This is a genomic window from Streptomyces sp. NPDC005438 (assembly GCF_040606315.1).
Lineage (GTDB): Bacteria > Actinomycetota > Actinomycetes > Streptomycetales > Streptomycetaceae > Streptomyces.
Window position 1 is genome coordinate 536,124 of record NZ_JBEXEP010000001.1, and the last position, 20,395, is coordinate 556,518.

Genomic DNA, 20,395 nt, shown 5'->3' on the forward strand with positions numbered 1-20,395 from the left:
TGACATGGTCCCGCTCATGATGAAAACACACCGTCGAATCCTGCCTGTGTGCGCGTTAGCCGCTACCGCGGCCATGACGGTTCTCGCTCCCACCGCCACCGCCGATGGCGTGCCCGGTCCTCGGGGAGCGGGGGAATGGGACAAGGTGGGGACCAGCGGTTTCTACGCGGTCAACGGGGTCTACTACTCCCACGCCAAGTACTCCAGTGGTGGAAAGGTAAAGGTGTGCGTCTCCACCAAGGAGACCGGCACCAAGTCCTACGCCCTGTACGAGTTCGACAAGGTCTATGACGACCAGCGAATCGGCAGCGTCCGTCGGCAGAAGGCCGGTGGCTGCGAAGTCTGGAACGTTTCCGGTTACACCGACGGAAAGAACGGCAAGGCCGAGGTCTACATCGCCACCAACGACTCCAAGGCATATCGCGCCGTTACGTACGACTGATATCCCGGCGTCACAGCAGCCAGTTCGCCCCGTACTCAGCAGCCAGGAGTACGGGGCGGAATCGTGCCGCGGAACAATGCGCCCCGGAGGGCGAACCCGGCGATCATCAACGGCCTGTGGAAAGCGGTCCGTGAGCCCCCGACCGCCCGCGTGGTCGTCCGGTTCGGCGTGCTCCCCGTCCCCGGTGCCGGCCACCCGACGAGGGCGCTCGTGGCCGCTGTGACGGCTGGTCCCGGAGGGGCCCGGGCGGTGGTGGGAGCCGGGGGCAGAGGGGGGCTCGGGGAGCGGTTACGGGTGACCGATCGGTAGGTGACGGTCAGGTAGGTCACTATCCGGGATTGGGGGGCCAGTTGGACGTTTTGGTGCTCTAGTGTGCCCTCCTACGGGACCTGGTCGAGGGGCAACGGGGCCAGGGTCAACAGCAGGGGTGGAGGGGCAGCAGAAGGTATGCGTGACAATCGGAGAATGGCCCTGATCGGTGGGGCGGTGGCCCTGGTGGTGGCCGGTACCGGCATCGGGGCGTACACCGTGGTCAGCGGTGACGGCAAGGGGGGCGACAGCGCCAACTCTCCGTTGGGAGGGGGCGGGTCCGAGGACAAGCCCCGTACCGGACCGCTCACCGCCACCGAGGTGCGCACCACCGCGAGTGACTTCCTCAAGGCCTGGGGTGCGGGGGACACCGCCAAGGCCGCGCGCCTCACCGACGACCGGCCGGCCGCCGCCAAGGCGCTGTCGCGGTTGTCCAAGGAGGCCAGGCTCGCCAAGGTGACGCTCAGTCAGAAGCCGGCGGTGGCCACCCCGAAGGACGACAAGGACGACAAGGCGAACAAGGCCGAGGGTGACGACGCCGACCAGGCCGCCCTGAGTGCGGCCAAGCAGCCCCGTACCACCGTGCCGTTCGCGGTCACCGCCTCCCTGAAGCTGGCCGGCAAGGGCGGAGACGCCGGTGAGACGGGCGAGGCCGGCGAGGGGGTCTCCGCGCGCGGCGCCGCCAACTGGTCCTACGACTCCTCGCTCACCGTGGTGCGGAAGAAGGGCAGCGGCGACCCGGTCGTGCGGTGGCAACCCTCCGTGCTGCACCCCAAGTTGAAGTCCGGGGAGCGGATCACCACCGACGCCACCGGCACCCCTCCGATCAAGGCCGTGGACCGTTCGGGCAAGGAGCTGACCAAGGAGGACCACCCCTCGTTGGCGGGCGTACTGGCCGACCTGAGGAAGCGCTACGGCAAGAAGACCGACGGCGAGCCCGGTGTCACCACCCACGTCGTGGACAGCAAGGGCAAGGCCGGGCTGACCCTCCGCGAGCACTCCAAGGGCACTCCCGGCACCCTGAAGACCACCATCGACCTGAACCTGCAGAAGACCGCCGAGCGCGCGGTGGCCGGCAAGTCCAAGGCGGCGGTGGTGGCGGTCAAGCCCAGCACCGGCGAGATACTCGCGGTCGCCAACGCGCCGGCGGGCGGCTTCAACACCGCCCTGAACGGCTCCTACGCGCCCGGCTCCACCATGAAGGTGGTGTCCAGCGCGATGCTGCTCGACAAGGGGCTGGCCTCCCCGGGCCGCGCCCACCCCTGCCCCAAGTACGCCACCTTCGGCGGCTGGAAGTTCCAGAACCTCGACAAGTTCCAGATCAAGGGCGGCACCTTCTCCCAGAGCTTCGCCCGCTCCTGCAACACCGCGTTCATCACCCAGGCCAAGAAGCTGTCCCCGGACGACCTGGGCAAGGAGGCGCGGGACGTGTTCGGTATCGGCCTCAACTGGCAGGTGGGCACCTCCACCTTCGACGGCCGGGTCCCCACCCAGTCCGGTGCCCAGATGGCCGCCTCGCTGATCGGCCAGGGCGGGGTGCGCATGAACCCGCTGACCATGGCCTCGGTCGCGGCGACCGTACAGTCCGGCACCTTCCGGCAGCCGGTGATCGTGTCCCCCTCCCTGGACAACCGCACCCTGGCCAAGGCGCCGCGCGCCATGAAGCCGAAGGTGGCCCAGGAGTTGCAGGGGCTGATGCGGCTGACCGCGAGCAGCGGTACGGCGGCCAAGGCGATGGCCGGGCTGTCCGGTGCCGGCGCCAAGACCGGCTCCGCCGAGGTGGACGGCCAGAAGAAGCCCGACGCCTGGTTCACCGCGTACCGGGGTGACCTCGCGGTGGCGGCCGTGGTGCCCTCCTCGGGTCACGGCGGTGACAACGCCGGCCCGGTGGTACGGAACGTGCTCTCCGGTAGCTGACCGTTTCGACGCCCGACGGGGTGCCCGGGTCTCGTACCCGGGCACCCCGTCGTCGTGTCCGGGCGGTTCCCGAGCTGGCCCTCGGGCGGTCGGCCCGGGTTCGCCGTACGGGCGGGGGAGTCGGGGGTCGGGGCGCCCTCGGGGCCTCGGGAGGGACCATGACGCACAGGTGAAGTTAGGCTAACCTAACTTCGCATGACGGCGGCAATGATCGAAGCGCACGAGCTGACCAAGCGGTACGGCTCGGTGACCGCGTTGGACAGGCTCTCCCTCAGCGTGGAGCGGGGCACCATCCTGGGCGTACTGGGACCGAACGGTGCGGGCAAGACGACCACCATCGACGTACTCACCACCCTGCTCACCCCGGACGAGGGGCACGCCAGTGTGGCCGGGTACGACGTGGTGCGCAGCCCCCACGAGGTGAGGGCACTCATCGGACTCACCGGCCAGTTCGCGGCCCTGGACGCCAACCTCACCGCCAGGGAGAACCTGGAACTGTTCGGCCGGCTGCTCAAACTCGGACGGCGAACGGCGCGGCAGCGGGCCGAGGACCTGCTGGCCCGCTTCGAGCTGACCGACGCCGCCCTGCGCCGTACCGGCACCTTCTCCGGGGGGATGCGCCGTCGCCTGGACCTGGCCGCCTCCCTCATCGGCGACCCGGCCGTCCTCTTCCTGGACGAGCCCACCACCGGCCTCGACCCCCGCAGCCGCTCGGTGCTGTGGGAGGTGGTCCGGGGTCTGCGCGACGAGGGCATGACCATCCTGCTCACCACCCAGTACCTCGCCGAGGCCGACGAGTTGGCCGACCGCATCGTGGTCGTCGACCGTGGCCGGGTGGCGGCCGAGGGCACCGCCGAGGAGCTGAAGAAGCGGGTCGGCGGCTCCGTCTGCCACCTGGCCGTCGCCGAGGACCGGGACCGGGAACGCATCGCCACCGCGCTGGCCCCGCTCGGCCCGGTCACCACGGTCGACGACGGGCTGACCGTGCCGGCCACCCACGGTTCCGGCACCCTCATCGAGGTCGTACGGCACCTGGACGCGGCCGAGGTCACCGTCGACGACCTCACCCTCCGGCGGCCCACCCTCGACGACGTGTTCTTCCAGCTGACCGGACACGGCGCCGAGGACCAGGCCGACCGCGCCGGGGCGGCCCCGGGGGGTGGCACCGCATGAGCCCCGAGAGCCCCGAGAGTCCCCACGGCGCCAGGGAGGCCAGGGACACCGAGGTCGCCCCGGGCGCCCAGGGAGCCCGACCCACGGTCGGTACGGTCACCCGCCCCTCCCTGCTGGTCGACAGCGCGCTGCTGGCCCGCCGGCACCTGCTGCTGATGAGCCGGCGCCCCGCCTCCCTGATGGGCGCGCTCGTCCTCCCGCTGGTGTTCGCCTTCCTGTTCTTCGTGGTCTTCGGCAAGGTCGTGGAACGCCGTACCGGTCTGGGCTACGAGCAGTACCTGCTGCCCGCCGTGGTGATCCAGGCCATCCTGTTCGCCGCGATGTCCGCCGCCATCCTGGCCGTGGAGGACGTCACCGGCGGGATGGTCCGACGCCTGCGCGGCATGTCCGTGGCCCGCAGCTCACCGGTGCTGGGCCTGGTCGGCGCCGAACTGTGCCGGGTACTCGCCGCCACCGTCGCCCTCACCCTCTTCGGGCTGCTGGTCGGCTTCCGCTTCCACGGTGCCTGGGGCGCCCTCGGCTTCCTGCTGTTCGCCCTCGCCTTCGCGCTGGTGGTCTGCGTCGGCTTCGCCACCATGGGCCTGGCCATCGCCCGAGCGGAGAGCGTGAGCGTCCTGGCGAACCTGATCTTCTTCCCCCTGCTGTTGCTGTCCAACGCCTTCGTGCCCAGCGAGGCCTTCCCCGACTGGCTGGAACCGGTCGTCACCCAGCAGCCCATCAGCCGGGTCGCCGACGCGCTCCGCGCGCTCACCGACGAGGGCGCCGCACCGGCGGACACCCTGCTGATCGCCCTCGCCTGGCTGGCCGGCGGCCTGTTGGTCTGCGTACCGCTGGCCGGCCGCGCCCTCGGGAGGAACCGATGACGACGACCCCCACGGTGACGGGGGCGCCCGCTCCCCGCGCCCAACTCCTCACCGACAGCTGGATCATGACCGTACGGTCCGTACGACTGACCCTGCGCAGCCCCACCGCGCTGGGCACGGCCACCCTGCTGCCCCTGTTGCTGCTGATGCTGATGACCGCCAGCTTCGGGGCGCTGATCGACGACAACGGCAGCTACCGGGGCTACGTCGACGAGTCCCTGCCCCTGTTCGCGGTGATGGGCATCGCCTTCTCCGCCCTGGCCACCGGTACGGCGGCCCACACCGACCTCCAGACCGGCTTCGACGCCCGGCTGCGCACCCTGCCCATGGCCCGGTCGGCCCCGCTGACCGGGCGCATCCTCGGGGACGCGGCCCGCAACCTCGCCAGCCTGCTGATCGTCACCCTGGTCGGTTTCGTGATGGGCTTCCGGTTCGACACCGGCCCGTTGTCCGTCCTGGGGTACTTCCTGCTGCCGCTGCTTTTCGGCAGTGCCCTGGCCTGGCTGGTGGTGGCCCTGGCGGTACGGGCCAGGTCGGCCGAGTCGGTCGGCGCCAGCATGAACGCGGTGTTCCTGCTGCTGTCCTTCCTGTCCACCGGCTTCGTACCGCTGCGGGACCTGCCGGGCTGGGCGCAGCCGCTGGCCGAGGTCAACCCCGTCTCCTGTGTGGTCGAGACCATGCGGGGCTTCGCCCACTCCGGGCCGGTGGCCGAGCCGCTGCTGGAGTCCCTCGCCTGGATCCTGGGCCTCACCCTGGTCTTCGCCAGCCTCGCGGTCCGGGGGTACCGCCGACGGGGCCCGCGCTGAACCCCCCGTCCCGCGCCCGGAGTTGAGGGGGCGGTGATCGGGGCTGCCACGCGGTGCGCCGTTCGGTGCGCCATGCGGTCGCCGTGCGGTCGTCTCTTGGCCCCCGTGCGGTCGTCGTCCTCCGGTCGGTCCGGCCCGGTCGGTCGGAGGCGAACTGGTCGGAGGGGTACGTCAGTTCGCGGGTGCGCCGGATCGGGGAGGGCGCTGGAGGTCGCGGGAGACGGGCCGCCCGGTGCGCGTGGACGTGAGGGTGCTCACACCCCGGTCGGCCGGGGTGGGGGGCCGGGTTTCCGTTGCTGGTCGGCCCTGTGGTACCCGATTGGCCGGCGCCGTTGCCGCTGTGGCACACTGTCCCGGTTGCTCGGTTGAGTGCCGATGCCGTGCGCCTCCCGCCGGGGGGACTGGAAGCGAGTCCCAACGTACTCGTCGCCTCTCATCAGGGGCGGAAGTACGGGAATCTTCCGGGAAGCGCGGGAGGGGCTCCGACCAGGCACCGGTGGGAACTTCCCCCAACCCTTCCTCACGGAAACCCCCTTGGTGAACTCCGAGGAGGGGTGCGACACGCCCGACCGCGTGGGTCGGGAAGGGGTCGGGGTGCCCACCAGGTTCCAGAGCGTGACGAGAGACAGGACTACGAAGTAGCCATGGCGGGACAGAAGATCCGCATCCGGCTCAAGGCCTACGACCACGAGGTCATCGACAACTCGGCGAAGAAGATCGTCGAGACGGTGACCCGCACTGGTGCGTCGGTCGCGGGCCCGGTGCCGCTGCCCACTGAGAAGAACGTGTACTGCGTCATCAAGTCGCCGCACAAGTACAAGGACTCGCGCGAGCACTTCGAGATGCGCACCCACAAGCGCTTGATCGACATCCTCGACCCGACTCCCAAGACCGTTGACTCGCTGATGCGCCTGGACCTGCCGGCCGGCGTCGACATCGAGATCAAGCTCTGAGGGGCGCGGTAGAGATGGCTAACCAAACGAAGCAGATCAAGGGCGTCCTGGGCGAGAAGCTCGGCATGACCCAGGTCTGGGACGAGAACAACCGCGTCGTCCCGGTCACCGTGGTCAAGGCCGGTCCCTGTGTCGTGACCCAGGTGCGCACCGCAGACAGCGACGGCTACGAGGCCGTCCAGATCGCCTTTGGCGAGATCGACCCGCGCAAGGTGAACAAGCCCCTCAAGGGCCACTTCGCCAAGGCCGACGTCACCCCCCGCCGCCACCTGGTGGAGCTGCGTACCGCTGACGCCAGCGAGTACACGCTCGGCCAGGAGATCACCGCCGAGTCCTTCGAGGCCGGCGTGAAGGTGGACGTGACCGGCAAGTCCAAGGGCAAGGGCACCGCCGGTGTGATGAAGCGTCACGGCTTCCACGGCGGCAAGGCCAGCCACGGCGCGCACCGCGTGCACCGCAAGCCGGGCTCCATCGGTGGCTGCGCCACCCCGGGGCGCGTGTTCAAGGGCATGAAGATGTCCGGTCGCATGGGCAACGAGCGGGTCACCACCCAGAACCTGACCGTCCACGCCGTTGACGCGGAGAAGGGTCTGCTGCTCATCAAGGGCGCGGTTCCCGGTCCGAACGGCGGCCTCGTCCTGGTCCGTACCGCGGCCAAGGGGGCTTGAGGTAAATGAGCACCATTGACATCCTTTCGCCGGCAGGCGACAAGACCGGGACCGTCGAACTCCCCTCGGAGATCTTCGACGCCAAGGTCAGCATCCCGCTGATCCACCAGGTCGTCGTCGCACAGCTGGCCGCGGCCCGACAGGGCACGCACAAGACCAAGACCCGTGGCGAGGTCCGTGGTGGTGGGCGCAAGCCGTACCGCCAGAAGGGCACCGGTCGCGCCCGTCAGGGCTCCACCCGCGCACCGCAGTTCGCCGGCGGTGGCGTGGTGCACGGCCCCGTGCCGCGTGACTACTCCCAGCGGACCCCGAAGAAGATGAAGGCCGCCGCTCTGCGCGCCGCCCTCACCGACCGCGCCCGGCACGACCGCGTTCACGTGGTGACCGGTGTCGTGGACGGTGACGTCTCCACCAAGGCCGCCAAGGACCTGATCGGCAAGCTCAGCGACCGTAAGAACGTGTTGCTGGTCATCGACCGTGAGGACAAGACGTCCTGGCTGTCGGCTCGCAACCTGCCCCAGGTGCACATCCTGGAGCCGGGCCAGCTGAACACCTACGACGTGATGGTCTCCGACGACGTGGTCTTCACCCAGGCCGCCTTCGAGTCCTTCGTGGCCGGTCCCAAGGCCGCCAAGACCGAAGGGAGCGCCGCCTGATGGCTACGCGACACCCGAGCATCGCCTCCAAGGCCGCGAAGGCGGCCAAGGCGGCCCGCGCGGCGAAGGCCGCCCGGATCGCCCGGGACGGCAAGCAGACCGTCCAGGTCCCGCCCAGCAAGGCGTTCACCGACCACCGCGACGTGCTGATCAAGCCCGTCGTCTCGGAGAAGAGCTACTCGCTGCTGGACGAGAACAAGTACACGTTCATCGTCGACCCGCGCACCAACAAGACCCAGATCAAGCAGGCCGTCGAGTCGGTCTTCTCGGTCAAGGTCATCGGGGTCAACACCATCAACCGGCAGGGCAAGCGCAAGCGCACCCGCACCGGTTACGGCAAGCGCGCCGACACCAAGCGCGCCATCGTGACCCTTGCCGAGGGCGACCGTATCGACATCTTCGGCGGCCCGACCTCCTGACGGAGGTCTGGTCGTCCGATATCGGACGAGGACTGAGAAATGGGTATCCGCAAGTACAAGCCGACGACCCCGGGCCGTCGTGGCTCCAGCGTCGCCGACTTCGTCGAGATCACGCGGTCCACGCCGGAGAAGTCGCTGGTCCGCCCGCTGCACAGCAAGGGCGGCCGTAACAACGCCGGTCGTGTGACCGTTCGTCACCAGGGCGGTGGCCACAAGCGCGCCTACCGCGTGATCGACTTCCGTCGTCACGACAAGGACGGCGTGCCGGCCAAGGTCGCGCACATCGAGTACGACCCGAACCGCACCGCGCGCATCGCGCTGCTGCACTACGCCGACGGCGAGAAGCGCTACGTGCTCGCTCCGGCCGGCCTGCGCCAGGGCGACCGGGTGGAGAACGGCCAGGGCGCCGACATCAAGCCCGGCAACAACCTGCCGCTGCGCTACATCCCGGTCGGTACGGTCATCCACGCCATCGAGCTGCGGCCCGGCGGCGGCGCGAAGTTCGCCCGCTCCGCCGGCGCCTCCGTGCAGCTGCTGGCGAAGGAGGGCCGCATGGCCCACCTCCGTATGCCCTCCGGTGAGATCCGGCTGGTCGACGTCCGCTGCCGCGCCACTGTGGGCGAGGTCGGCAACGCCGAGCAGTCGAACATCAACTGGGGCAAGGCCGGCCGTATGCGCTGGAAGGGCGTCCGCCCGACCGTCCGTGGTGTGGTGATGAACCCGATCGACCACCCGCACGGTGGTGGTGAGGGCCGGACCTCCGGTGGCCGTCACCCGGTCTCCCCCTGGGGTCAGAAGGAAGGACGTACGCGCTCGCCGAAGAAGGCCAGCAACAAGTACATCGTCCGCCGCCGCAAGACGAACAAGAAGCGCTAGGAGCGGGTTTAGATGCCGCGCAGTCTCAAGAAGGGGCCCTTCGTCGACGACCACCTCGCCAAGAAGGTGGACGTGCAGAACGAGGCAGGCACCAAGAACGTCATCAAGACCTGGTCCCGCCGCTCGATGATCGTCCCGGCCATGCTCGGCCACACGATCGCGGTACACGACGGCCGCAAGCACGTCCCGGTGTTCGTCACCGAGTCGATGGTCGGCCACAAGCTCGGCGAGTTCGCGCCGACCCGTACCTTCCGCGGCCACGTGAAGGACGACCGCAAGTCGCGGCGTCGCTGACCGGCGGAGTGCGAAGACCTCATGACTGACACCGAAGGGACAACCATGGAAGCCAGGGCCCAGGCGCGGTACATCCGCGTCACGCCCATGAAGGCCCGCCGTGTGGTGGACCTCATCCGTGGCATGAACGCCACGGAGGCTCAGGCGGTCCTGCGTTTCGCCCCGCAGGCCGCGAGCGTGCCGGTGGGCAAGGTGCTCGACAGCGCCATCGCCAACGCCGCGCACAACTACGACCACACCGACGCCGACAGCCTGTTCATCTCGCAGGCGTACGTCGACGAGGGCCCGACCCTGAAGCGGTTCCGGCCGCGCGCCCAGGGCCGTGCCTACCGGATCCGTAAGCGGACCAGCCACATCACGGTGGTCGTCAGCAGCAAGGAAGGAACCCGGTAATGGGCCAGAAGGTAAACCCGCACGGGTTCCGACTCGGCATCACCACCGACTTCAAGTCCCGGTGGTACGCCGACAAGCTCTACAAGGACTACGTCAAGGAAGACGTCGCCATCCGCCGTATGCTCACCCAGGGCATGGAGCGGGCCGGCATCTCCAAGGTGGAGATCGAGCGCACCCGCGACCGGGTGCGGGTCGACGTCCACACCGCCCGGCCGGGCATCGTCATCGGCCGCCGTGGCGCGGAGGCCGACCGGCTCCGGGGCAACCTGGAGAAGCTCACCGGCAAGCAGATCCAGTTCAACATCCTTGAGGTGAAGAACCCGGAGACGGACGCTCAGCTGGTGGCCCAGGCCGTCGCCGAGCAGCTGTCCTCCCGTGTCTCCTTCCGTCGTGCGATGCGCAAGAGCATGCAGACCTCGATGAAGGCCGGCGCCAAGGGCATCAAGATCCAGTGCGGTGGCCGTCTCGGCGGCGCCGAGATGTCCCGCTCCGAGTTCTACCGCGAGGGCCGCGTGCCCCTGCACACCCTCCGGGCGAACGTCGACTACGGCTTCTTCGAGGCCCGCACCACCTTCGGCCGGATCGGCGTGAAGGTGTGGATCTACAAGGGCGACGTCAAGAACATCGCCGAGGTGCGCGCCGAGAACGCCGCCGCCCGTGCGGGCAACCGCCCCTCGCGCGGCGGCAACGACCGTCCCCGTCGGGGCGGCGAGCGCGGCCGTGGCCGTAAGCCGCAGCAGCAGAGCGCCCCGGCAGCCGAGGCCCCCAAGGCCGAGGCCGCCGCCGCTCCCGCCGCCGCGGAGAACACCGGCGCTGCCGGGAAGGAGGCCTGACCGACATGCTGATCCCGCGCAGGGTCAAGCACCGCAAGCAGCACCACCCCAAGCGCAAGGGCATGGCGAAGGGTGGCACCGAGGTTGCTTTCGGCGAGTACGGCATCCAGGCCGTCACCGGCGCCTATGTGACCAACCGTCAGATCGAGGCCGCTCGTATCTCGATGACCCGTCACATCAAGCGTGGCGGCAAGGTCTGGATCAACATCTACCCGGACCGCCCGCTGACCAAGAAGCCCGCCGAGACCCGCATGGGTTCCGGTAAGGGTTCGCCGGAGTGGTGGATCGCGAACGTCAAGCCGGGACGGGTGATGTTCGAGCTGTCCTACCCGAACGAGAAGGTCGCTAAGGAGGCGCTGATCCGTGCCTCCCACAAGCTTCCGATGAAGTGCCGGATCGTCCGGCGCGAGGCAGGTGAGTCGTGATGGCGGCCGGAACCAAGGCGTCCGATCTGCGTGAGCTGAACGACGAGGAGCTCGTCGGCAAGCTGCGCGAGGCCAAGGAGGAGCTGTTCAACCTCCGCTTCCAGGCGGCGACCGGACAGCTTGAGAACCACGGTCGGTTGAAGGCCGTCCGCAAGGACATCGCCCGGATCTACACCCTGATGCGCGAGCGTGAGCTGGGCATCGAGACGGTGGAGAGCGCCTCATGAGCGAGAAGAATGTGACTGAAACCCAGAACCAGCGTGGCTTCCGCAAGACCCGTGAGGGTCTCGTGGTCAGCGACAAGATGGACAAGACCGTTGTCGTCGCCGTCGAGGACCGCGTCAAGCACGCCCTGTACGGCAAGGTCATCCGCCGTACCAACAAGCTCAAGGCGCACGACGAGCAGAACTCCGCTGGCGTGGGCGACCGGGTCCTTCTGATGGAGACCCGTCCGCTGTCCGCGACCAAGCGCTGGCGCATCGTCGAGATCCTCGAGAAGGCGAAGTAATTCAGGAGTTCCTGAGCTTCCCTCAGGACCAGTTCCGCCAGGCTCGGCGGGGCGGCACCCCCGAGGTCCGCCCCGCCGGGAACCGGCAGACGATCAGGAGATAGACGTGATCCAGCAGGAGTCGCGACTGCGTGTCGCCGACAACACTGGTGCGAAGGAGATCCTTTGCATCCGTGTGCTCGGTGGCTCCGGGCGCCGCTACGCGGGCATCGGTGACGTGGTCGTCGCCACCGTCAAGGATGCGATCCCCGGTGGCAACGTGAAGAAGGGCGACATCGTCAAGGCCGTCATCGTGCGCACCGTCAAGGAGCGCCGGCGCCCCGACGGTTCGTACATCCGCTTCGACGAGAACGCCGCCGTCATTCTCAAGAACGACGGCGACCCCCGCGGCACCCGTATCTTCGGCCCGGTGGGCCGTGAGCTGCGCGAGAAGAAGTTCATGAAGATCATCTCGCTCGCGCCGGAGGTGCTGTAACCGATGAAGATCAAGAAGGGCGACCTGGTACAGGTCATCACCGGTAAGGACAGGGGCAAGCAGGGCAAGGTCATCGTGGCCTACCCCCGCGAGGACCGCGTCCTGGTCGAGGGTGTCAACCGGGTCAAGAAGCACACCAAGGCCGGCCAGACCGCGCGCGGTTCCAAGACCGGCGGCATCGTGACCACCGAGGCCCCCATCCACGTGAGCAACGTTCAGCTCGTGGTGGAGAAGGACGGCCAGAAGGTCACCACCCGTATCGGTTACCGCTTTGACGAGGACGGCAACAAGATCCGCGTTGCCAAGCGGACCGGTGAGGACATCTGATGACTGCCACCACCAGCAACATGCCGCGCCTGAAGCAGCGGTACCGCGAGGAGATCCAGGGCAAGCTGCGTGAGCAGTTCTCGTACGAGAACGTCATGCAGATCCCCGGGCTGACCAAGATCGTGGTCAACATGGGTGTGGGCGACGCCGCCCGCGACTCCAAGCTGATCGAGGGGGCCATCAAGGACCTCACCACGATCACCGGTCAGAAGCCGGCCGTCACCAAGGCACGCAGGTCCATCGCGCAGTTCAAGCTGCGTGAGGGTCAGCCGATCGGTGCCCACGTCACCCTGCGCGGTGACCGGATGTGGGAGTTCCTGGACCGGCTGCTGTCGCTTGCGCTGCCGCGTATCCGTGACTTCCGGGGTCTGTCGCCGAAGCAGTTCGACGGCCGTGGCAACTACACCTTCGGTCTCACCGAGCAGGTCATGTTCCACGAGATCGACCAGGACAAGATCGACCGGGTCCGGGGCATGGACATCACCGTGGTCACCACGGCGACCAACGACGATGAGGGCCGCGCTCTCCTGCGTCACCTCGGCTTCCCGTTCAAGGAGAACTGACCATGGCGAAGAAGGCTCTGATCTCCAAGGCCGCTCGCAAGCCGAAGTTCGGTGTGCGCGCGTACACCCGCTGCCAGCGTTGTGGTCGGCCGCACTCCGTCTACCGCAAGTTCGGCCTCTGCCGTGTGTGCCTTCGCCAGATGGCGCACCGCGGCGAGCTGCCGGGCGTCACCAAGAGTTCCTGGTGACCGTCGCCGGCCCCGCCCCAACCGGCCTGGTGCCGGGGGGAGTTGGGCCGGCCGACGGTCCGCCGGACTCTTGGTAAGCAGCCGGACGGCGGGATGCCCGCTCCACATGGCCTAGCCTGTGGTGGGGCGCCCCGCCGCCCGTGACCGCACGTGGACCCGATCGAGGTCCACACGAAGTCGCTTACTACGCCGTAGGTCCCCGCGCTACACCTGTCCCGTCCCTGCACGGGGAGAAGGACAGCGCAGACAGGAAACCCCGGCGAGAGAGGCCGAAGGCCATCACATGACCATGACCGATCCGATCGCAGACATGTTGACTCGTCTGCGGAACGCGAACTCGGCGTACCACGACACCGTCGAGATGCCGCACAGCAAGATCAAGTCGCACATCGCGGAGATCCTCCAGCAGGAGGGCTACATCACCGGCTGGAAGACCGAGGACGCCCAGGTGGGCAAGAACCTCGTCCTGGAGCTGAAGTTCGGCCCCAACCGCGAGCGCTCGATCGCCGGCATCAAGCGGATCTCGAAGCCGGGTCTTCGGGTCTACGCAAAGTCCACCAACCTGCCGAAGGTGCTCGGCGGCCTGGGCGTGGCGATCATCTCCACCTCCCACGGGCTCCTCACCGGTCAGCAGGCTCAGAAGAAGGGCGTGGGTGGGGAAGTCCTCGCCTACGTCTGGTAGTTCGGGAACGGAGGTACAGCTCATGTCACGTATTGGCAAGCTCCCCATCCAGGTTCCCGCCGGTGTGGACGTCACCATCGATGGCCGTACGGTCGCCGTGAAGGGCCCCAAGGGGTCGCTCTCGCAGACCGTCGCCGCGCCCATCGACATCTCCAGGGACGAGGACGGCCCCCTGGTCGTCTCCCGCCCCAACGACGAGAGCCGGAACAAGGCCCTGCACGGTCTGTCCCGCACGCTGGTGGCGAACATGATCACTGGCGTGACCCAGGGATTCAGCAAGGACCTCGAGATCAGCGGGGTGGGTTACCGCGTCCAGGCCAAGGGCTCCAACCTGGAGTTCTCCCTGGGCTACAGCCACCCGATCCTGGTCGAGGCCCCCGAGGGCATCTCGTTCAACGTCGAGTCCCCGACCAAGTTCAGCGTCTCGGGCATCGACAAGCAGAAGGTCGGCGAGGTCGCCGCGAACATCCGCAAGCTGCGTAAGCCCGACCCGTACAAGGCCAAGGGCGTCAAGTACGCGGGCGAGGTCATCCGCCGCAAGGTCGGAAAGGCGGGTAAGTAAGCCATGGCATTTGGCGTGAAGATCGCTAAGGGCGACGCGCGCAAGCGGGCCGCCACCCAGCGCCGTCACATCAGGATTCGGAAGAAGGTCTCGGGTACCGCCGAGCGTCCGCGCCTGGTGGTGACGCGTTCCAACCGTCACATGGTGGCGCAGGTGATCGACGATGTGGCGGGCCACACCCTGGCCTCCGCGTCCAGCCTGGACAGCTCCATCCGCGGTGGCGACAGCGACAAGAGCGGGCAGGCCCAGCAGGTCGGTTCGCTGGTCGCCGAGCGTGCCAAGGCGGCGGGGATCGAGACGGTGGTGTTCGATCGCGGCGGCAACAAGTACGCGGGGCGGGTCGCCGCTCTGGCCGATGCCGCCCGCGAGGCCGGACTCAAGTTCTGAGTCGGTCCCGTAGCTAGCGGACGTAAACGAGAGAGGTAATTCCAATGGCTGGACCCCAGCGCCGCGGTGGCGGCGCCGGTGGCGGCGAGCGGCGGGACCGTAAGGGCCGGGACGGCGGCGCTGCCGCCGAGAAGACCGCGTATGTTGAGCGCGTTGTCGCGATCAACCGAGTCGCCAAGGTTGTGAAGGGTGGTCGTCGCTTCAGCTTCACCGCGCTGGTCGTGGTGGGCGACGGTGACGGCACCGTGGGTGTCGGTTACGGCAAGGCCAAGGAGGTGCCGGCCGCGATCGCCAAGGGTGTGGAGGAAGCGAAGAAGAAGTTCTTCAAGGTCCCCCGCATCCAGGGCACCATTCCTCACCCGATCCAGGGCGAGGAGGCCGCGGGTGTCGTGCTGCTGAAGCCGGCTTCGCCCGGTACCGGTGTGATCGCCGGTGGCCCGGTGCGTGCCGTGCTGGAGTGCGCGGGCATCCACGACGTGCTGAGCAAGTCGCTCGGCTCCGACAACCCCATCAACATCGTGCACGCCACGGTGGCCGCTCTGCGGGGCCTGCAGCGCCCCGAGGAGATCGCCGCCCGCCGTGGCCTGCCGCTGGAGGACGTGGCGCCCGCCGCTCTGCTGCGGGCCCGGGCCGGGGTGAGTGCGTGATGGCGCAGCTCAAGATCACCCAGGTCCGTTCCGTGATCGGGACGAAGCAGAACCACCGGGACACGTTGCGGACCCTTGGTCTGAAGCGGATCAACGACGTGTCCGTGAAGGAGGACCGCCCCGAGTTCCGCGGCATGGTGCACACCGTGCGGCACCTCGTGACGGTCGAGGAGGTCGACTGACATGGCGGACAAGCCGCTGAAGGTCCACAACCTCCGGCCCGCCCCTGGCGCCAAGACCGCCAAGACCCGTGTGGGTCGTGGTGAGGCGTCCAAGGGTAAGACCGCTGGTCGTGGCACCAAGGGCACGAAGGCCCGTTACCAGGTTCCGGCAGGCTTCGAGGGTGGGCAGTTGCCCCTCCACATGAGGCTGCCGAAGCTCAAGGGTTTCAAGAACCCGTTCCGCACCGAGTACCAGGTCGTCAACCTGGACCGGCTGGCCAAGCTGTACCCCGAGGGTGGCGAGGTCACCGTCGAGGACCTGGTCGCCAAGGGTGCGGTGCGCAAGAACCAGCCCGTCAAGGTGCTGGGCACCGGCGAGATCTCGGTGGCTCTGCAGGTTTCGGTGAACGCCTTCTCCGGGTCCGCCCGGGAGAAGATCACCGCTGCCGGCGGTAGTGTCAGCGAGCTGGCCTGAACCGCTTGATGTGACCCACCGGGGACGTCCAGGAACGGGCGTCCCCGGTTGGTCGTTCCACGGGGGGCGCTCTCGCCGGTAAGGTGTCGGGCGCTGTCCATATCTGTCGAACCACAAGACCGTCACCTCTCGCATCACGCGGGGGGCGCAGGAGGCACCGTGCTCACCGCGTTCGCCCGGGCGTTCAAGACGCCCGACCTGCGCAAGAAGTTGCTGTTCACGCTCGCCATCATGGTGCTGTTCCGCCTTGGGGCACACATCCCGGTCCCGGGTGTGAGCTTCGAGAACGTGAACCAGTGCATGAAGGAGGCCGAAGGCAGCCAGGGGCTGTTCGGCCTGGTGAACATGTTCAGCGGTGGCGCGCTGCTGCAGCTGACCATCTTCGCGCTCGGGATCATGCCGTACATCACCGCCAGCATCATTCTGCAGCTGCTGGTCGTGGTGATTCCCCGGTTGGAGGCCCTGAAGAAGGAGGGCCAGGCCGGGCAGGCGAAGATCACCCAGTACACCCGCTATCTGACCGTGGCGCTGGCGGTGTTGCAGGGCACCGGCCTGGTGGCGACCGCGCGCAGTGGCACCCTCTTCCCGCAGTGCCAGCTGCGTGACGAGATCATTCCGAACGACTCGGTGTTCACCACCGTCACCATGATCATCTGCATGACCGCGGGCACCGCCCTCATCATGTGGCTGGGTGAGCTGATCACCGACCGCGGTATCGGCAACGGTATGTCCATCCTGATGTTCGTCTCCATCGCGGCCGGCTTCCCCGGCGCGCTGTGGGCCATCAAGAAGCAGGGCAAGCTCGCTGACGGTTGGATCGAGTTCGGCGCGGTGATCCTCTGCGGTCTGGCGATGGTCGCCCTGGTGGTCTTCGTGGAACAGGCCCAGCGTCGCATCCCGGTGCAGTACGCGAAGCGGATGATCGGGCGCCGTTCGTACGGCGGTACCTCCACCTACATCCCGCTGAAGGTGAACCAGGCGGGTGTGATTCCCGTCATCTTCGCCTCCTCGCTGCTCTACATTCCGGCGTTGATCGTTCAGTTCAGCGGTTCGAAGGCGGGCTGGGCGAACTGGATTTCCTCCCACTTCGTCACCGGTGACCACCCGATTTATATCGCCACGTACTTCCTGCTCATCGTTTTCTTCGCCTTCTTCTATGTGGCGATCTCCTTCAACCCCGAGGAAGTCGCCGACAACATGAAGAAGTATGGTGGCTTCATCCCGGGCATCCGTGCTGGTCGGCCCACCGCGGAGTACCTGAGCTACGTGTTGAACCGCATCACGTGGCCCGGTTCGCTGTATCTGGGTCTGATCGCCCTGGTGCCCACCGTCGCACTGGTGTTGTTCAACGCGAATCAGAACTTCCCGTTCGGCGGGACCAGCATCCTCATCATCGTGGGTGTGGGTCTGGAGACCGTGAAGCAGATCGAGAGTCAGCTTCAGCAACGCCATTACGAAGGGTTCCTCCGGTAATGCGAATCGTCCTCGTCGGACCGCCTGGCGCCGGTAAGGGAACGCAAGCCGCGTACCTTGCCGAGAACCTGTCTATCCCGCATATCGCCACCGGTGACCTGTTCCGGGCGAACATCAGCCAGGGCACCGAACTCGGTCAGAAGGCACAGGAGTACATCCGTGCCGGCCAGCTCGTGCCCGACGAGGTCACCATCGGCATGGCGCAGGACCGGATGGGCGAGCCGGACGCGACGGCGGGGTTCCTGCTCGACGGGTTCCCGCGCAACCTCGTCCAGGCCCAGGCGCTGGACGAGATGCTGCGGGACTCCCAGCAGCGGCTGGACGCCGTGCTGGACCTGGAAGTGGCGGAGTCGGAGGTCGTCAAGCGGATCGCCGGCCGGCGCAGCTGCCGCAACGACAGCGCGCACATCTTCCACGTCGAGTACAACAAGCCCAAGGTCGACGGGGTGTGCGACGTCTGCGGTGGTGAGCTGTACCAGCGCGACGACGACAGCGAGGACACCGTCCGCAAGCGGCTGGAGGTCTACCACAGTGAGACCGAGCCGATCATCGACTACTACAAGGCGCAGGGGCTGGTCGTGACCATCTCCGCGCTGGGGAAGGTCGCGGACGTGACCGAGCGGGCGATGAGCGCGCTGACGGGCGTGCGCGGCTAGACCCCCCGCCACACGAGACGGCACGGCCGTGGTGTCCACCCGGGCGCCACGGCCGTACTGTCGAGACTGCCGGAACCGACACCGGCCCCGGGACACGGACAGGGGCCGTGGAACGAAGTGAGGAAGGCGGACGCCGCCCCATGGTGGAGCTGAAGACCCCCGAGCAGATCGCGAAGATGCGTCAGGCGGGGCTGGTGGTGGCCGCGATGCACCGCGCGTGCGCCGAGGCGGCCGTACCGGGCGCCTCCACCAAGGACCTGGACCGGGTGGCCGCCAAGGTGCTGGCCGACCACGGGGCCAAGCCCAACTTCCTGGGCTACGGCGGCTTTCCGGGCAACATCTGCACCTCCGTCAACGACGTGGTCGTCCACGGCATCCCCAGCGAGGACGACGTGCTCAGGTCCGGGGACCTGCTGTCCATCGACGCCGGCGCCGTCATCGACGGCTGGCACGGGGACGCGGCGATCACCGTCCTGGTGGGGGAGGGGCACTCCGACGAGGTCGTCGAGCTGAGTCGGGTCACCGAGCGTTCGATGTGGGCCGGCCTGGCCGCGATGCGCAAGGGCAACCGGCTGGTGGACATCTCCCGGGCGGTGGAGAGCTACGTACGACGCCAGCCCCGGCCTTCCTCCGGTGCCTACGGCATCGTCGAGGAGTACGGCGGCCACGGCATCGGCAGCGCCATGCACATGGATCCGCACGTCCTCAACTACGTGGAACGGCGCCGGGGCCGGGGGCCCAAGCTGGTGCCCGGGATGTGCCTGGCCATCGAGCCGATGCTGACGCTGGGCACCCCGAGGACCCACGTACTGTCCGACGACTGGACGGTGAAGACCGACGACGGCTCCTGGTCCTCGCACTGGGAGCACTCCATCGCGCTCACCGAGGAGGGGCCGCTGGTGCTGACCGCCCCCGACGGCGGCAAGGCGATGCTGGGGGAGCTGGGGATCACCACCGCTCCCGACCCGCTGGGCTGAGCGCGCACGTCCGATCGGTCCGTGAGTGACCGGATCTTCCCTGGTGGGCTTAAGGATCTTGGCTGCGGGGGAGACTCCCCGAATTCGTCTTTCCGGGGGCCTTACTCTAGACTGGCTCGTCGGTCCATCCATGTTCCCGTTCGTCGACGTCCTGTCCACGTTCGGGGACGGTCTCGGGCGGATCGATCCAGGTAGCCGATCCCGGAAGGTGAAGCGCTCAAGCATGGCCAAAAAACAAGGGGCCATCGAGATCGAGGGCACCGTCGTCGAGTCTCTCCCGAACGCGATGTTCAAGGTGGAGCTCCAGAACGGGCACCAGGTTCTCGCGCACATCAGCGGCAAGATGCGGATGCACTACATCCGTATCCTTCCCGACGACCGGGTCGTGGTGGAGCTGTCTCCCTACGACCTGACGCGCGGGCGGATCGTCTACCGCTACAAGTAGATCGCGCCTCACCTCATCAGGGTGCGGGCCTGACCCGGAGAACCTCAATTTCATGAAGGTCAAGCCGAGCGTCAAGAAGATCTGCGACAAGTGCAAGGTGATCCGCCGTCACGGTCGGGTCATGGTCATCTGCGACAACCTGCGCCACAAGCAGCGCCAGGGCTGACGTAGTACCGCCTCGCCTCTCGCACCTCTTCGCGCGACGCGCACGAGACAACACATACACAGCCACCCGTATCCGTCGGGCCGGCCCTCCGGGAGCCGGATCGGCGGGGACGACACCCCCGGTCGGAGGCCGGGGACCCGGCCCGCACAAGCTCCGGCTTTCGGGAGTGGTGCTGTGGAAGACCTCCGCCAAGCATCAGGAGCCACGTATATGGCACGCCTCGCAGGCGTAGATCTCCCGCGCGAAAAGCGCGTCGAGGTCGCTCTCACCTACGTCTTCGGTATCGGTCGTACCCGTTCCCAGGAGACCCTCAAGAACACCGGGGTGAACCCCGACACCCGCGTCCGCGACCTGGCCGAGGAAGACCTCGTCAAGATCCGCGACTACGTGGACAACAACCTCCGGGTCGAGGGTGACCTCCGCCGGGAGATCCAGGCCGACATCCGCCGCAAGGTCGAGATCGGCAACTACGAGGGCCTGCGTCACCGCCGGGGCCTCCCGGTTCGTGGTCAGCGCACCAAGACCAACGCGCGTACCCGCAAGGGCCCGCGTCGCGCCATCGCCGGCAAGAAGAAGCCGGGCAAGAAGTAGTCCACACCGGACGCACCTGCGGTCCGGGGTTCCCGGTCGCCGCATGACCTCGCGGTCCGTGTTGTAGGACCGACCACCTCCCAGG

At 67.9% G+C, this 20,395-nt stretch carries 32 protein-coding genes; all 32 read left to right on the forward strand.

Annotated elements, in window-relative coordinates; genetic code table 11:
• The first annotated feature begins 145 nt into the window (after positions 1 to 145).
• The 32 genes from ABZT14_RS02170 (at position 146) to rpsM (ending at position 20,310) form a co-directional block, all read left to right on the forward strand.
• Positions 146 to 442 (forward strand): hypothetical protein, encoded by a 297-nt coding sequence (locus ABZT14_RS02170; RefSeq protein ID WP_356295582.1) that lies wholly within the window; start codon positions 146 to 148, stop codon positions 440 to 442.
• 465 nt (positions 443 to 907) lie between these two features.
• A complete protein-coding gene (locus tag ABZT14_RS02175; protein WP_356295584.1) occupies positions 908 to 2,668 on the forward strand; it encodes a penicillin-binding transpeptidase domain-containing protein in 1,761 nt (586 codons plus the stop codon).
• Positions 2,669 to 2,863: 195 nt separating this feature from the next.
• Complete coding sequence (locus ABZT14_RS02180) at positions 2,864 to 3,841, forward strand: ATP-binding cassette domain-containing protein (RefSeq protein ID WP_356295587.1); 978 nt, start codon at positions 2,864 to 2,866, stop codon at positions 3,839 to 3,841.
• Positions 3,838 to 4,704, forward strand: a complete 867-nt coding sequence (locus ABZT14_RS02185; protein ID WP_356295590.1) for an ABC transporter permease — start codon at positions 3,838 to 3,840, stop codon at positions 4,702 to 4,704. Before ABZT14_RS02180 ends, ABZT14_RS02185 begins: the two co-directional genes overlap by 4 nt.
• A complete protein-coding gene (locus ABZT14_RS02190) occupies positions 4,701 to 5,510 on the forward strand; it encodes an ABC transporter permease (RefSeq protein ID WP_356295593.1) in 810 nt (269 codons plus the stop codon). The genes ABZT14_RS02185 and ABZT14_RS02190 overlap by 4 nt, the downstream gene beginning before the upstream one ends.
• A gap of 644 nt (positions 5,511 to 6,154) precedes the next feature.
• Positions 6,155 to 6,463, forward strand: coding sequence for a 30S ribosomal protein S10 (gene rpsJ / locus ABZT14_RS02195; RefSeq protein ID WP_016473429.1), 309 nt, complete (start codon positions 6,155 to 6,157; stop codon positions 6,461 to 6,463).
• Positions 6,464 to 6,477: 14 nt separating this feature from the next.
• A complete protein-coding gene (rplC, locus tag ABZT14_RS02200) occupies positions 6,478 to 7,131 on the forward strand; it encodes a 50S ribosomal protein L3 (RefSeq protein WP_356295596.1) in 654 nt (217 codons plus the stop codon).
• A gap of 5 nt (positions 7,132 to 7,136) precedes the next feature.
• Positions 7,137 to 7,787 carry a 50S ribosomal protein L4 gene (gene rplD / locus ABZT14_RS02205; RefSeq protein ID WP_356295599.1) on the forward strand — a complete coding sequence of 217 codons (651 nt, stop codon included), beginning with the start codon at positions 7,137 to 7,139 and terminating at the stop codon, positions 7,785 to 7,787.
• The gene (gene rplW, locus ABZT14_RS02210; protein ID WP_356295601.1) at positions 7,787 to 8,206 is read left to right on the forward strand and encodes a 50S ribosomal protein L23; all 420 of its coding nucleotides are present in this window, start codon (positions 7,787 to 7,789) and stop codon (positions 8,204 to 8,206) included. The genes rplD and rplW overlap by 1 nt, the downstream gene beginning before the upstream one ends.
• 39 nt (positions 8,207 to 8,245) lie before the next feature.
• Positions 8,246 to 9,082, forward strand: coding sequence for a 50S ribosomal protein L2 (gene rplB, locus ABZT14_RS02215; protein WP_356295604.1), 837 nt, complete (start codon positions 8,246 to 8,248; stop codon positions 9,080 to 9,082).
• A gap of 12 nt (positions 9,083 to 9,094) precedes the next feature.
• Positions 9,095 to 9,376, forward strand: a complete 282-nt coding sequence (gene rpsS / locus ABZT14_RS02220; RefSeq protein WP_356295607.1) for a 30S ribosomal protein S19 — start codon at positions 9,095 to 9,097, stop codon at positions 9,374 to 9,376.
• A gap of 45 nt (positions 9,377 to 9,421) precedes the next feature.
• Entirely contained in the window at positions 9,422 to 9,769 is a 348-nt protein-coding gene (gene rplV / locus ABZT14_RS02225) for a 50S ribosomal protein L22 (RefSeq protein WP_356297008.1), read from the forward strand.
• A complete protein-coding gene (rpsC, locus tag ABZT14_RS02230; RefSeq protein WP_356295609.1) occupies positions 9,769 to 10,602 on the forward strand; it encodes a 30S ribosomal protein S3 in 834 nt (277 codons plus the stop codon). The genes rplV and rpsC overlap by 1 nt, the downstream gene beginning before the upstream one ends.
• Before the next feature lie 5 nt (positions 10,603 to 10,607).
• Complete coding sequence (gene rplP, locus ABZT14_RS02235) at positions 10,608 to 11,027, forward strand: 50S ribosomal protein L16 (RefSeq protein WP_356295612.1); 420 nt, start codon at positions 10,608 to 10,610, stop codon at positions 11,025 to 11,027.
• Positions 11,027 to 11,254, forward strand: coding sequence for a 50S ribosomal protein L29 (gene rpmC, locus ABZT14_RS02240; RefSeq protein WP_356295615.1), 228 nt, complete (start codon positions 11,027 to 11,029; stop codon positions 11,252 to 11,254). Before rplP ends, rpmC begins: the two co-directional genes overlap by 1 nt.
• Positions 11,251 to 11,535: a 30S ribosomal protein S17 gene (gene rpsQ, locus ABZT14_RS02245; protein ID WP_356295618.1), complete on the forward strand. Its 285-nt coding sequence runs from the start codon at positions 11,251 to 11,253 to the stop codon at positions 11,533 to 11,535. The genes rpmC and rpsQ overlap by 4 nt, the downstream gene beginning before the upstream one ends.
• A 106-nt stretch (positions 11,536 to 11,641) precedes the next feature.
• A complete protein-coding gene (rplN, locus tag ABZT14_RS02250; protein ID WP_356295619.1) occupies positions 11,642 to 12,010 on the forward strand; it encodes a 50S ribosomal protein L14 in 369 nt (122 codons plus the stop codon).
• 3 nt (positions 12,011 to 12,013) lie between these two features.
• Complete coding sequence (gene rplX, locus ABZT14_RS02255; protein WP_356295622.1) at positions 12,014 to 12,337, forward strand: 50S ribosomal protein L24; 324 nt, start codon at positions 12,014 to 12,016, stop codon at positions 12,335 to 12,337.
• Positions 12,337 to 12,900 (forward strand): 50S ribosomal protein L5, encoded by a 564-nt coding sequence (rplE, locus tag ABZT14_RS02260; protein WP_356295625.1) that lies wholly within the window; start codon positions 12,337 to 12,339, stop codon positions 12,898 to 12,900. The genes rplX and rplE overlap by 1 nt, the downstream gene beginning before the upstream one ends.
• 2 nt (positions 12,901 to 12,902) lie before the next feature.
• The gene (locus ABZT14_RS02265; RefSeq protein WP_071654790.1) at positions 12,903 to 13,088 is read left to right on the forward strand and encodes a type Z 30S ribosomal protein S14; all 186 of its coding nucleotides are present in this window, start codon (positions 12,903 to 12,905) and stop codon (positions 13,086 to 13,088) included.
• A 283-nt stretch (positions 13,089 to 13,371) separates the two neighbouring features.
• On the forward strand, positions 13,372 to 13,770 hold the full coding sequence (gene rpsH, locus ABZT14_RS02270; RefSeq protein ID WP_356295629.1) for a 30S ribosomal protein S8: 399 nt from the start codon (positions 13,372 to 13,374) through the stop codon (positions 13,768 to 13,770).
• Positions 13,771 to 13,792: 22 nt separating this feature from the next.
• Positions 13,793 to 14,332: a 50S ribosomal protein L6 gene (gene rplF, locus ABZT14_RS02275; protein ID WP_356295632.1), complete on the forward strand. Its 540-nt coding sequence runs from the start codon at positions 13,793 to 13,795 to the stop codon at positions 14,330 to 14,332.
• A 3-nt stretch (positions 14,333 to 14,335) separates the two neighbouring features.
• Complete coding sequence (gene rplR, locus ABZT14_RS02280) at positions 14,336 to 14,719, forward strand: 50S ribosomal protein L18 (protein WP_356295635.1); 384 nt, start codon at positions 14,336 to 14,338, stop codon at positions 14,717 to 14,719.
• A gap of 44 nt (positions 14,720 to 14,763) precedes the next feature.
• Positions 14,764 to 15,366 carry a 30S ribosomal protein S5 gene (gene rpsE, locus ABZT14_RS02285; protein ID WP_356295638.1) on the forward strand — a complete coding sequence of 201 codons (603 nt, stop codon included), beginning with the start codon at positions 14,764 to 14,766 and terminating at the stop codon, positions 15,364 to 15,366.
• Positions 15,366 to 15,548, forward strand: a complete 183-nt coding sequence (gene rpmD, locus ABZT14_RS02290; protein ID WP_356295640.1) for a 50S ribosomal protein L30 — start codon at positions 15,366 to 15,368, stop codon at positions 15,546 to 15,548. Before rpsE ends, rpmD begins: the two co-directional genes overlap by 1 nt.
• A gap of 1 nt (position 15,549) precedes the next feature.
• Positions 15,550 to 16,002 (forward strand): 50S ribosomal protein L15, encoded by a 453-nt coding sequence (gene rplO, locus ABZT14_RS02295; protein ID WP_356295643.1) that lies wholly within the window; start codon positions 15,550 to 15,552, stop codon positions 16,000 to 16,002.
• A gap of 159 nt (positions 16,003 to 16,161) precedes the next feature.
• Positions 16,162 to 17,475, forward strand: coding sequence for a preprotein translocase subunit SecY (gene secY / locus ABZT14_RS02300; protein WP_356295646.1), 1,314 nt, complete (start codon positions 16,162 to 16,164; stop codon positions 17,473 to 17,475).
• On the forward strand, positions 17,475 to 18,131 hold the full coding sequence (locus ABZT14_RS02305; RefSeq protein WP_356295649.1) for an adenylate kinase: 657 nt from the start codon (positions 17,475 to 17,477) through the stop codon (positions 18,129 to 18,131). Before secY ends, ABZT14_RS02305 begins: the two co-directional genes overlap by 1 nt.
• Positions 18,132 to 18,271: 140 nt before the next feature.
• Positions 18,272 to 19,108, forward strand: a complete 837-nt coding sequence (map, locus tag ABZT14_RS02310) for a type I methionyl aminopeptidase (protein ID WP_356297011.1) — start codon at positions 18,272 to 18,274, stop codon at positions 19,106 to 19,108.
• Between the two features lie 223 nt (positions 19,109 to 19,331).
• The gene (infA, locus tag ABZT14_RS02315; protein ID WP_003948620.1) at positions 19,332 to 19,553 is read left to right on the forward strand and encodes a translation initiation factor IF-1; all 222 of its coding nucleotides are present in this window, start codon (positions 19,332 to 19,334) and stop codon (positions 19,551 to 19,553) included.
• A 52-nt stretch (positions 19,554 to 19,605) separates the two neighbouring features.
• A complete protein-coding gene (gene rpmJ, locus ABZT14_RS02320) occupies positions 19,606 to 19,719 on the forward strand; it encodes a 50S ribosomal protein L36 (protein ID WP_003956441.1) in 114 nt (37 codons plus the stop codon).
• Between the two features lie 210 nt (positions 19,720 to 19,929).
• Entirely contained in the window at positions 19,930 to 20,310 is a 381-nt protein-coding gene (rpsM, locus tag ABZT14_RS02325) for a 30S ribosomal protein S13 (RefSeq protein ID WP_356295651.1), read from the forward strand.
• The last annotated feature ends 85 nt before the right edge of the window (positions 20,311 to 20,395 follow it).

Bases quoted from the DNA above. Each gene is read 5' to 3' on its own strand.
- ABZT14_RS02175 (WP_356295584.1), top strand. From the start codon at position 908: ATGGCCCTGATCGGTGGGGCGGTGGCCCTGGTGGTGGCCGGTACCGGC.
- ABZT14_RS02180 (WP_356295587.1), top strand. From the start codon at position 2,864: ATGACGGCGGCAATGATCGAAGCGCACGAGCTGACCAAGCGGTACGGC.
- ABZT14_RS02185 (WP_356295590.1), top strand. From the start codon at position 3,838: ATGAGCCCCGAGAGCCCCGAGAGTCCCCACGGCGCCAGGGAGGCCAGG.
- ABZT14_RS02190 (WP_356295593.1), top strand. From the start codon at position 4,701: ATGACGACGACCCCCACGGTGACGGGGGCGCCCGCTCCCCGCGCCCAA.
- rpsJ (WP_016473429.1), top strand. From the start codon at position 6,155: ATGGCGGGACAGAAGATCCGCATCCGGCTCAAGGCCTACGACCACGAG.
- rplC (WP_356295596.1), top strand. From the start codon at position 6,478: ATGGCTAACCAAACGAAGCAGATCAAGGGCGTCCTGGGCGAGAAGCTC.
- rplD (WP_356295599.1), top strand. From the start codon at position 7,137: ATGAGCACCATTGACATCCTTTCGCCGGCAGGCGACAAGACCGGGACC.
- rplW (WP_356295601.1), top strand. From the start codon at position 7,787: ATGGCTACGCGACACCCGAGCATCGCCTCCAAGGCCGCGAAGGCGGCC.
- rplB (WP_356295604.1), top strand. From the start codon at position 8,246: ATGGGTATCCGCAAGTACAAGCCGACGACCCCGGGCCGTCGTGGCTCC.
- rpsS (WP_356295607.1), top strand. From the start codon at position 9,095: ATGCCGCGCAGTCTCAAGAAGGGGCCCTTCGTCGACGACCACCTCGCC.
- rplV (WP_356297008.1), top strand. From the start codon at position 9,422: ATGGAAGCCAGGGCCCAGGCGCGGTACATCCGCGTCACGCCCATGAAG.
- rpsC (WP_356295609.1), top strand. From the start codon at position 9,769: ATGGGCCAGAAGGTAAACCCGCACGGGTTCCGACTCGGCATCACCACC.
- rplP (WP_356295612.1), top strand. From the start codon at position 10,608: ATGCTGATCCCGCGCAGGGTCAAGCACCGCAAGCAGCACCACCCCAAG.
- rpmC (WP_356295615.1), top strand. From the start codon at position 11,027: ATGGCGGCCGGAACCAAGGCGTCCGATCTGCGTGAGCTGAACGACGAG.
- rpsQ (WP_356295618.1), top strand. From the start codon at position 11,251: ATGAGCGAGAAGAATGTGACTGAAACCCAGAACCAGCGTGGCTTCCGC.
- rplX (WP_356295622.1), top strand. From the start codon at position 12,014: ATGAAGATCAAGAAGGGCGACCTGGTACAGGTCATCACCGGTAAGGAC.
- rplE (WP_356295625.1), top strand. From the start codon at position 12,337: ATGACTGCCACCACCAGCAACATGCCGCGCCTGAAGCAGCGGTACCGC.
- ABZT14_RS02265 (WP_071654790.1), top strand. From the start codon at position 12,903: ATGGCGAAGAAGGCTCTGATCTCCAAGGCCGCTCGCAAGCCGAAGTTC.
- rpsH (WP_356295629.1), top strand. From the start codon at position 13,372: ATGACCATGACCGATCCGATCGCAGACATGTTGACTCGTCTGCGGAAC.
- rplF (WP_356295632.1), top strand. From the start codon at position 13,793: ATGTCACGTATTGGCAAGCTCCCCATCCAGGTTCCCGCCGGTGTGGAC.
- rplR (WP_356295635.1), top strand. From the start codon at position 14,336: ATGGCATTTGGCGTGAAGATCGCTAAGGGCGACGCGCGCAAGCGGGCC.
- rpsE (WP_356295638.1), top strand. From the start codon at position 14,764: ATGGCTGGACCCCAGCGCCGCGGTGGCGGCGCCGGTGGCGGCGAGCGG.
- rpmD (WP_356295640.1), top strand. From the start codon at position 15,366: ATGGCGCAGCTCAAGATCACCCAGGTCCGTTCCGTGATCGGGACGAAG.
- rplO (WP_356295643.1), top strand. From the start codon at position 15,550: ATGGCGGACAAGCCGCTGAAGGTCCACAACCTCCGGCCCGCCCCTGGC.
- ABZT14_RS02305 (WP_356295649.1), top strand. From the start codon at position 17,475: ATGCGAATCGTCCTCGTCGGACCGCCTGGCGCCGGTAAGGGAACGCAA.
- map (WP_356297011.1), top strand. From the start codon at position 18,272: ATGGTGGAGCTGAAGACCCCCGAGCAGATCGCGAAGATGCGTCAGGCG.
- infA (WP_003948620.1), top strand. From the start codon at position 19,332: ATGGCCAAAAAACAAGGGGCCATCGAGATCGAGGGCACCGTCGTCGAG.
- rpmJ (WP_003956441.1), top strand. From the start codon at position 19,606: ATGAAGGTCAAGCCGAGCGTCAAGAAGATCTGCGACAAGTGCAAGGTG.
- rpsM (WP_356295651.1), top strand. From the start codon at position 19,930: ATGGCACGCCTCGCAGGCGTAGATCTCCCGCGCGAAAAGCGCGTCGAG.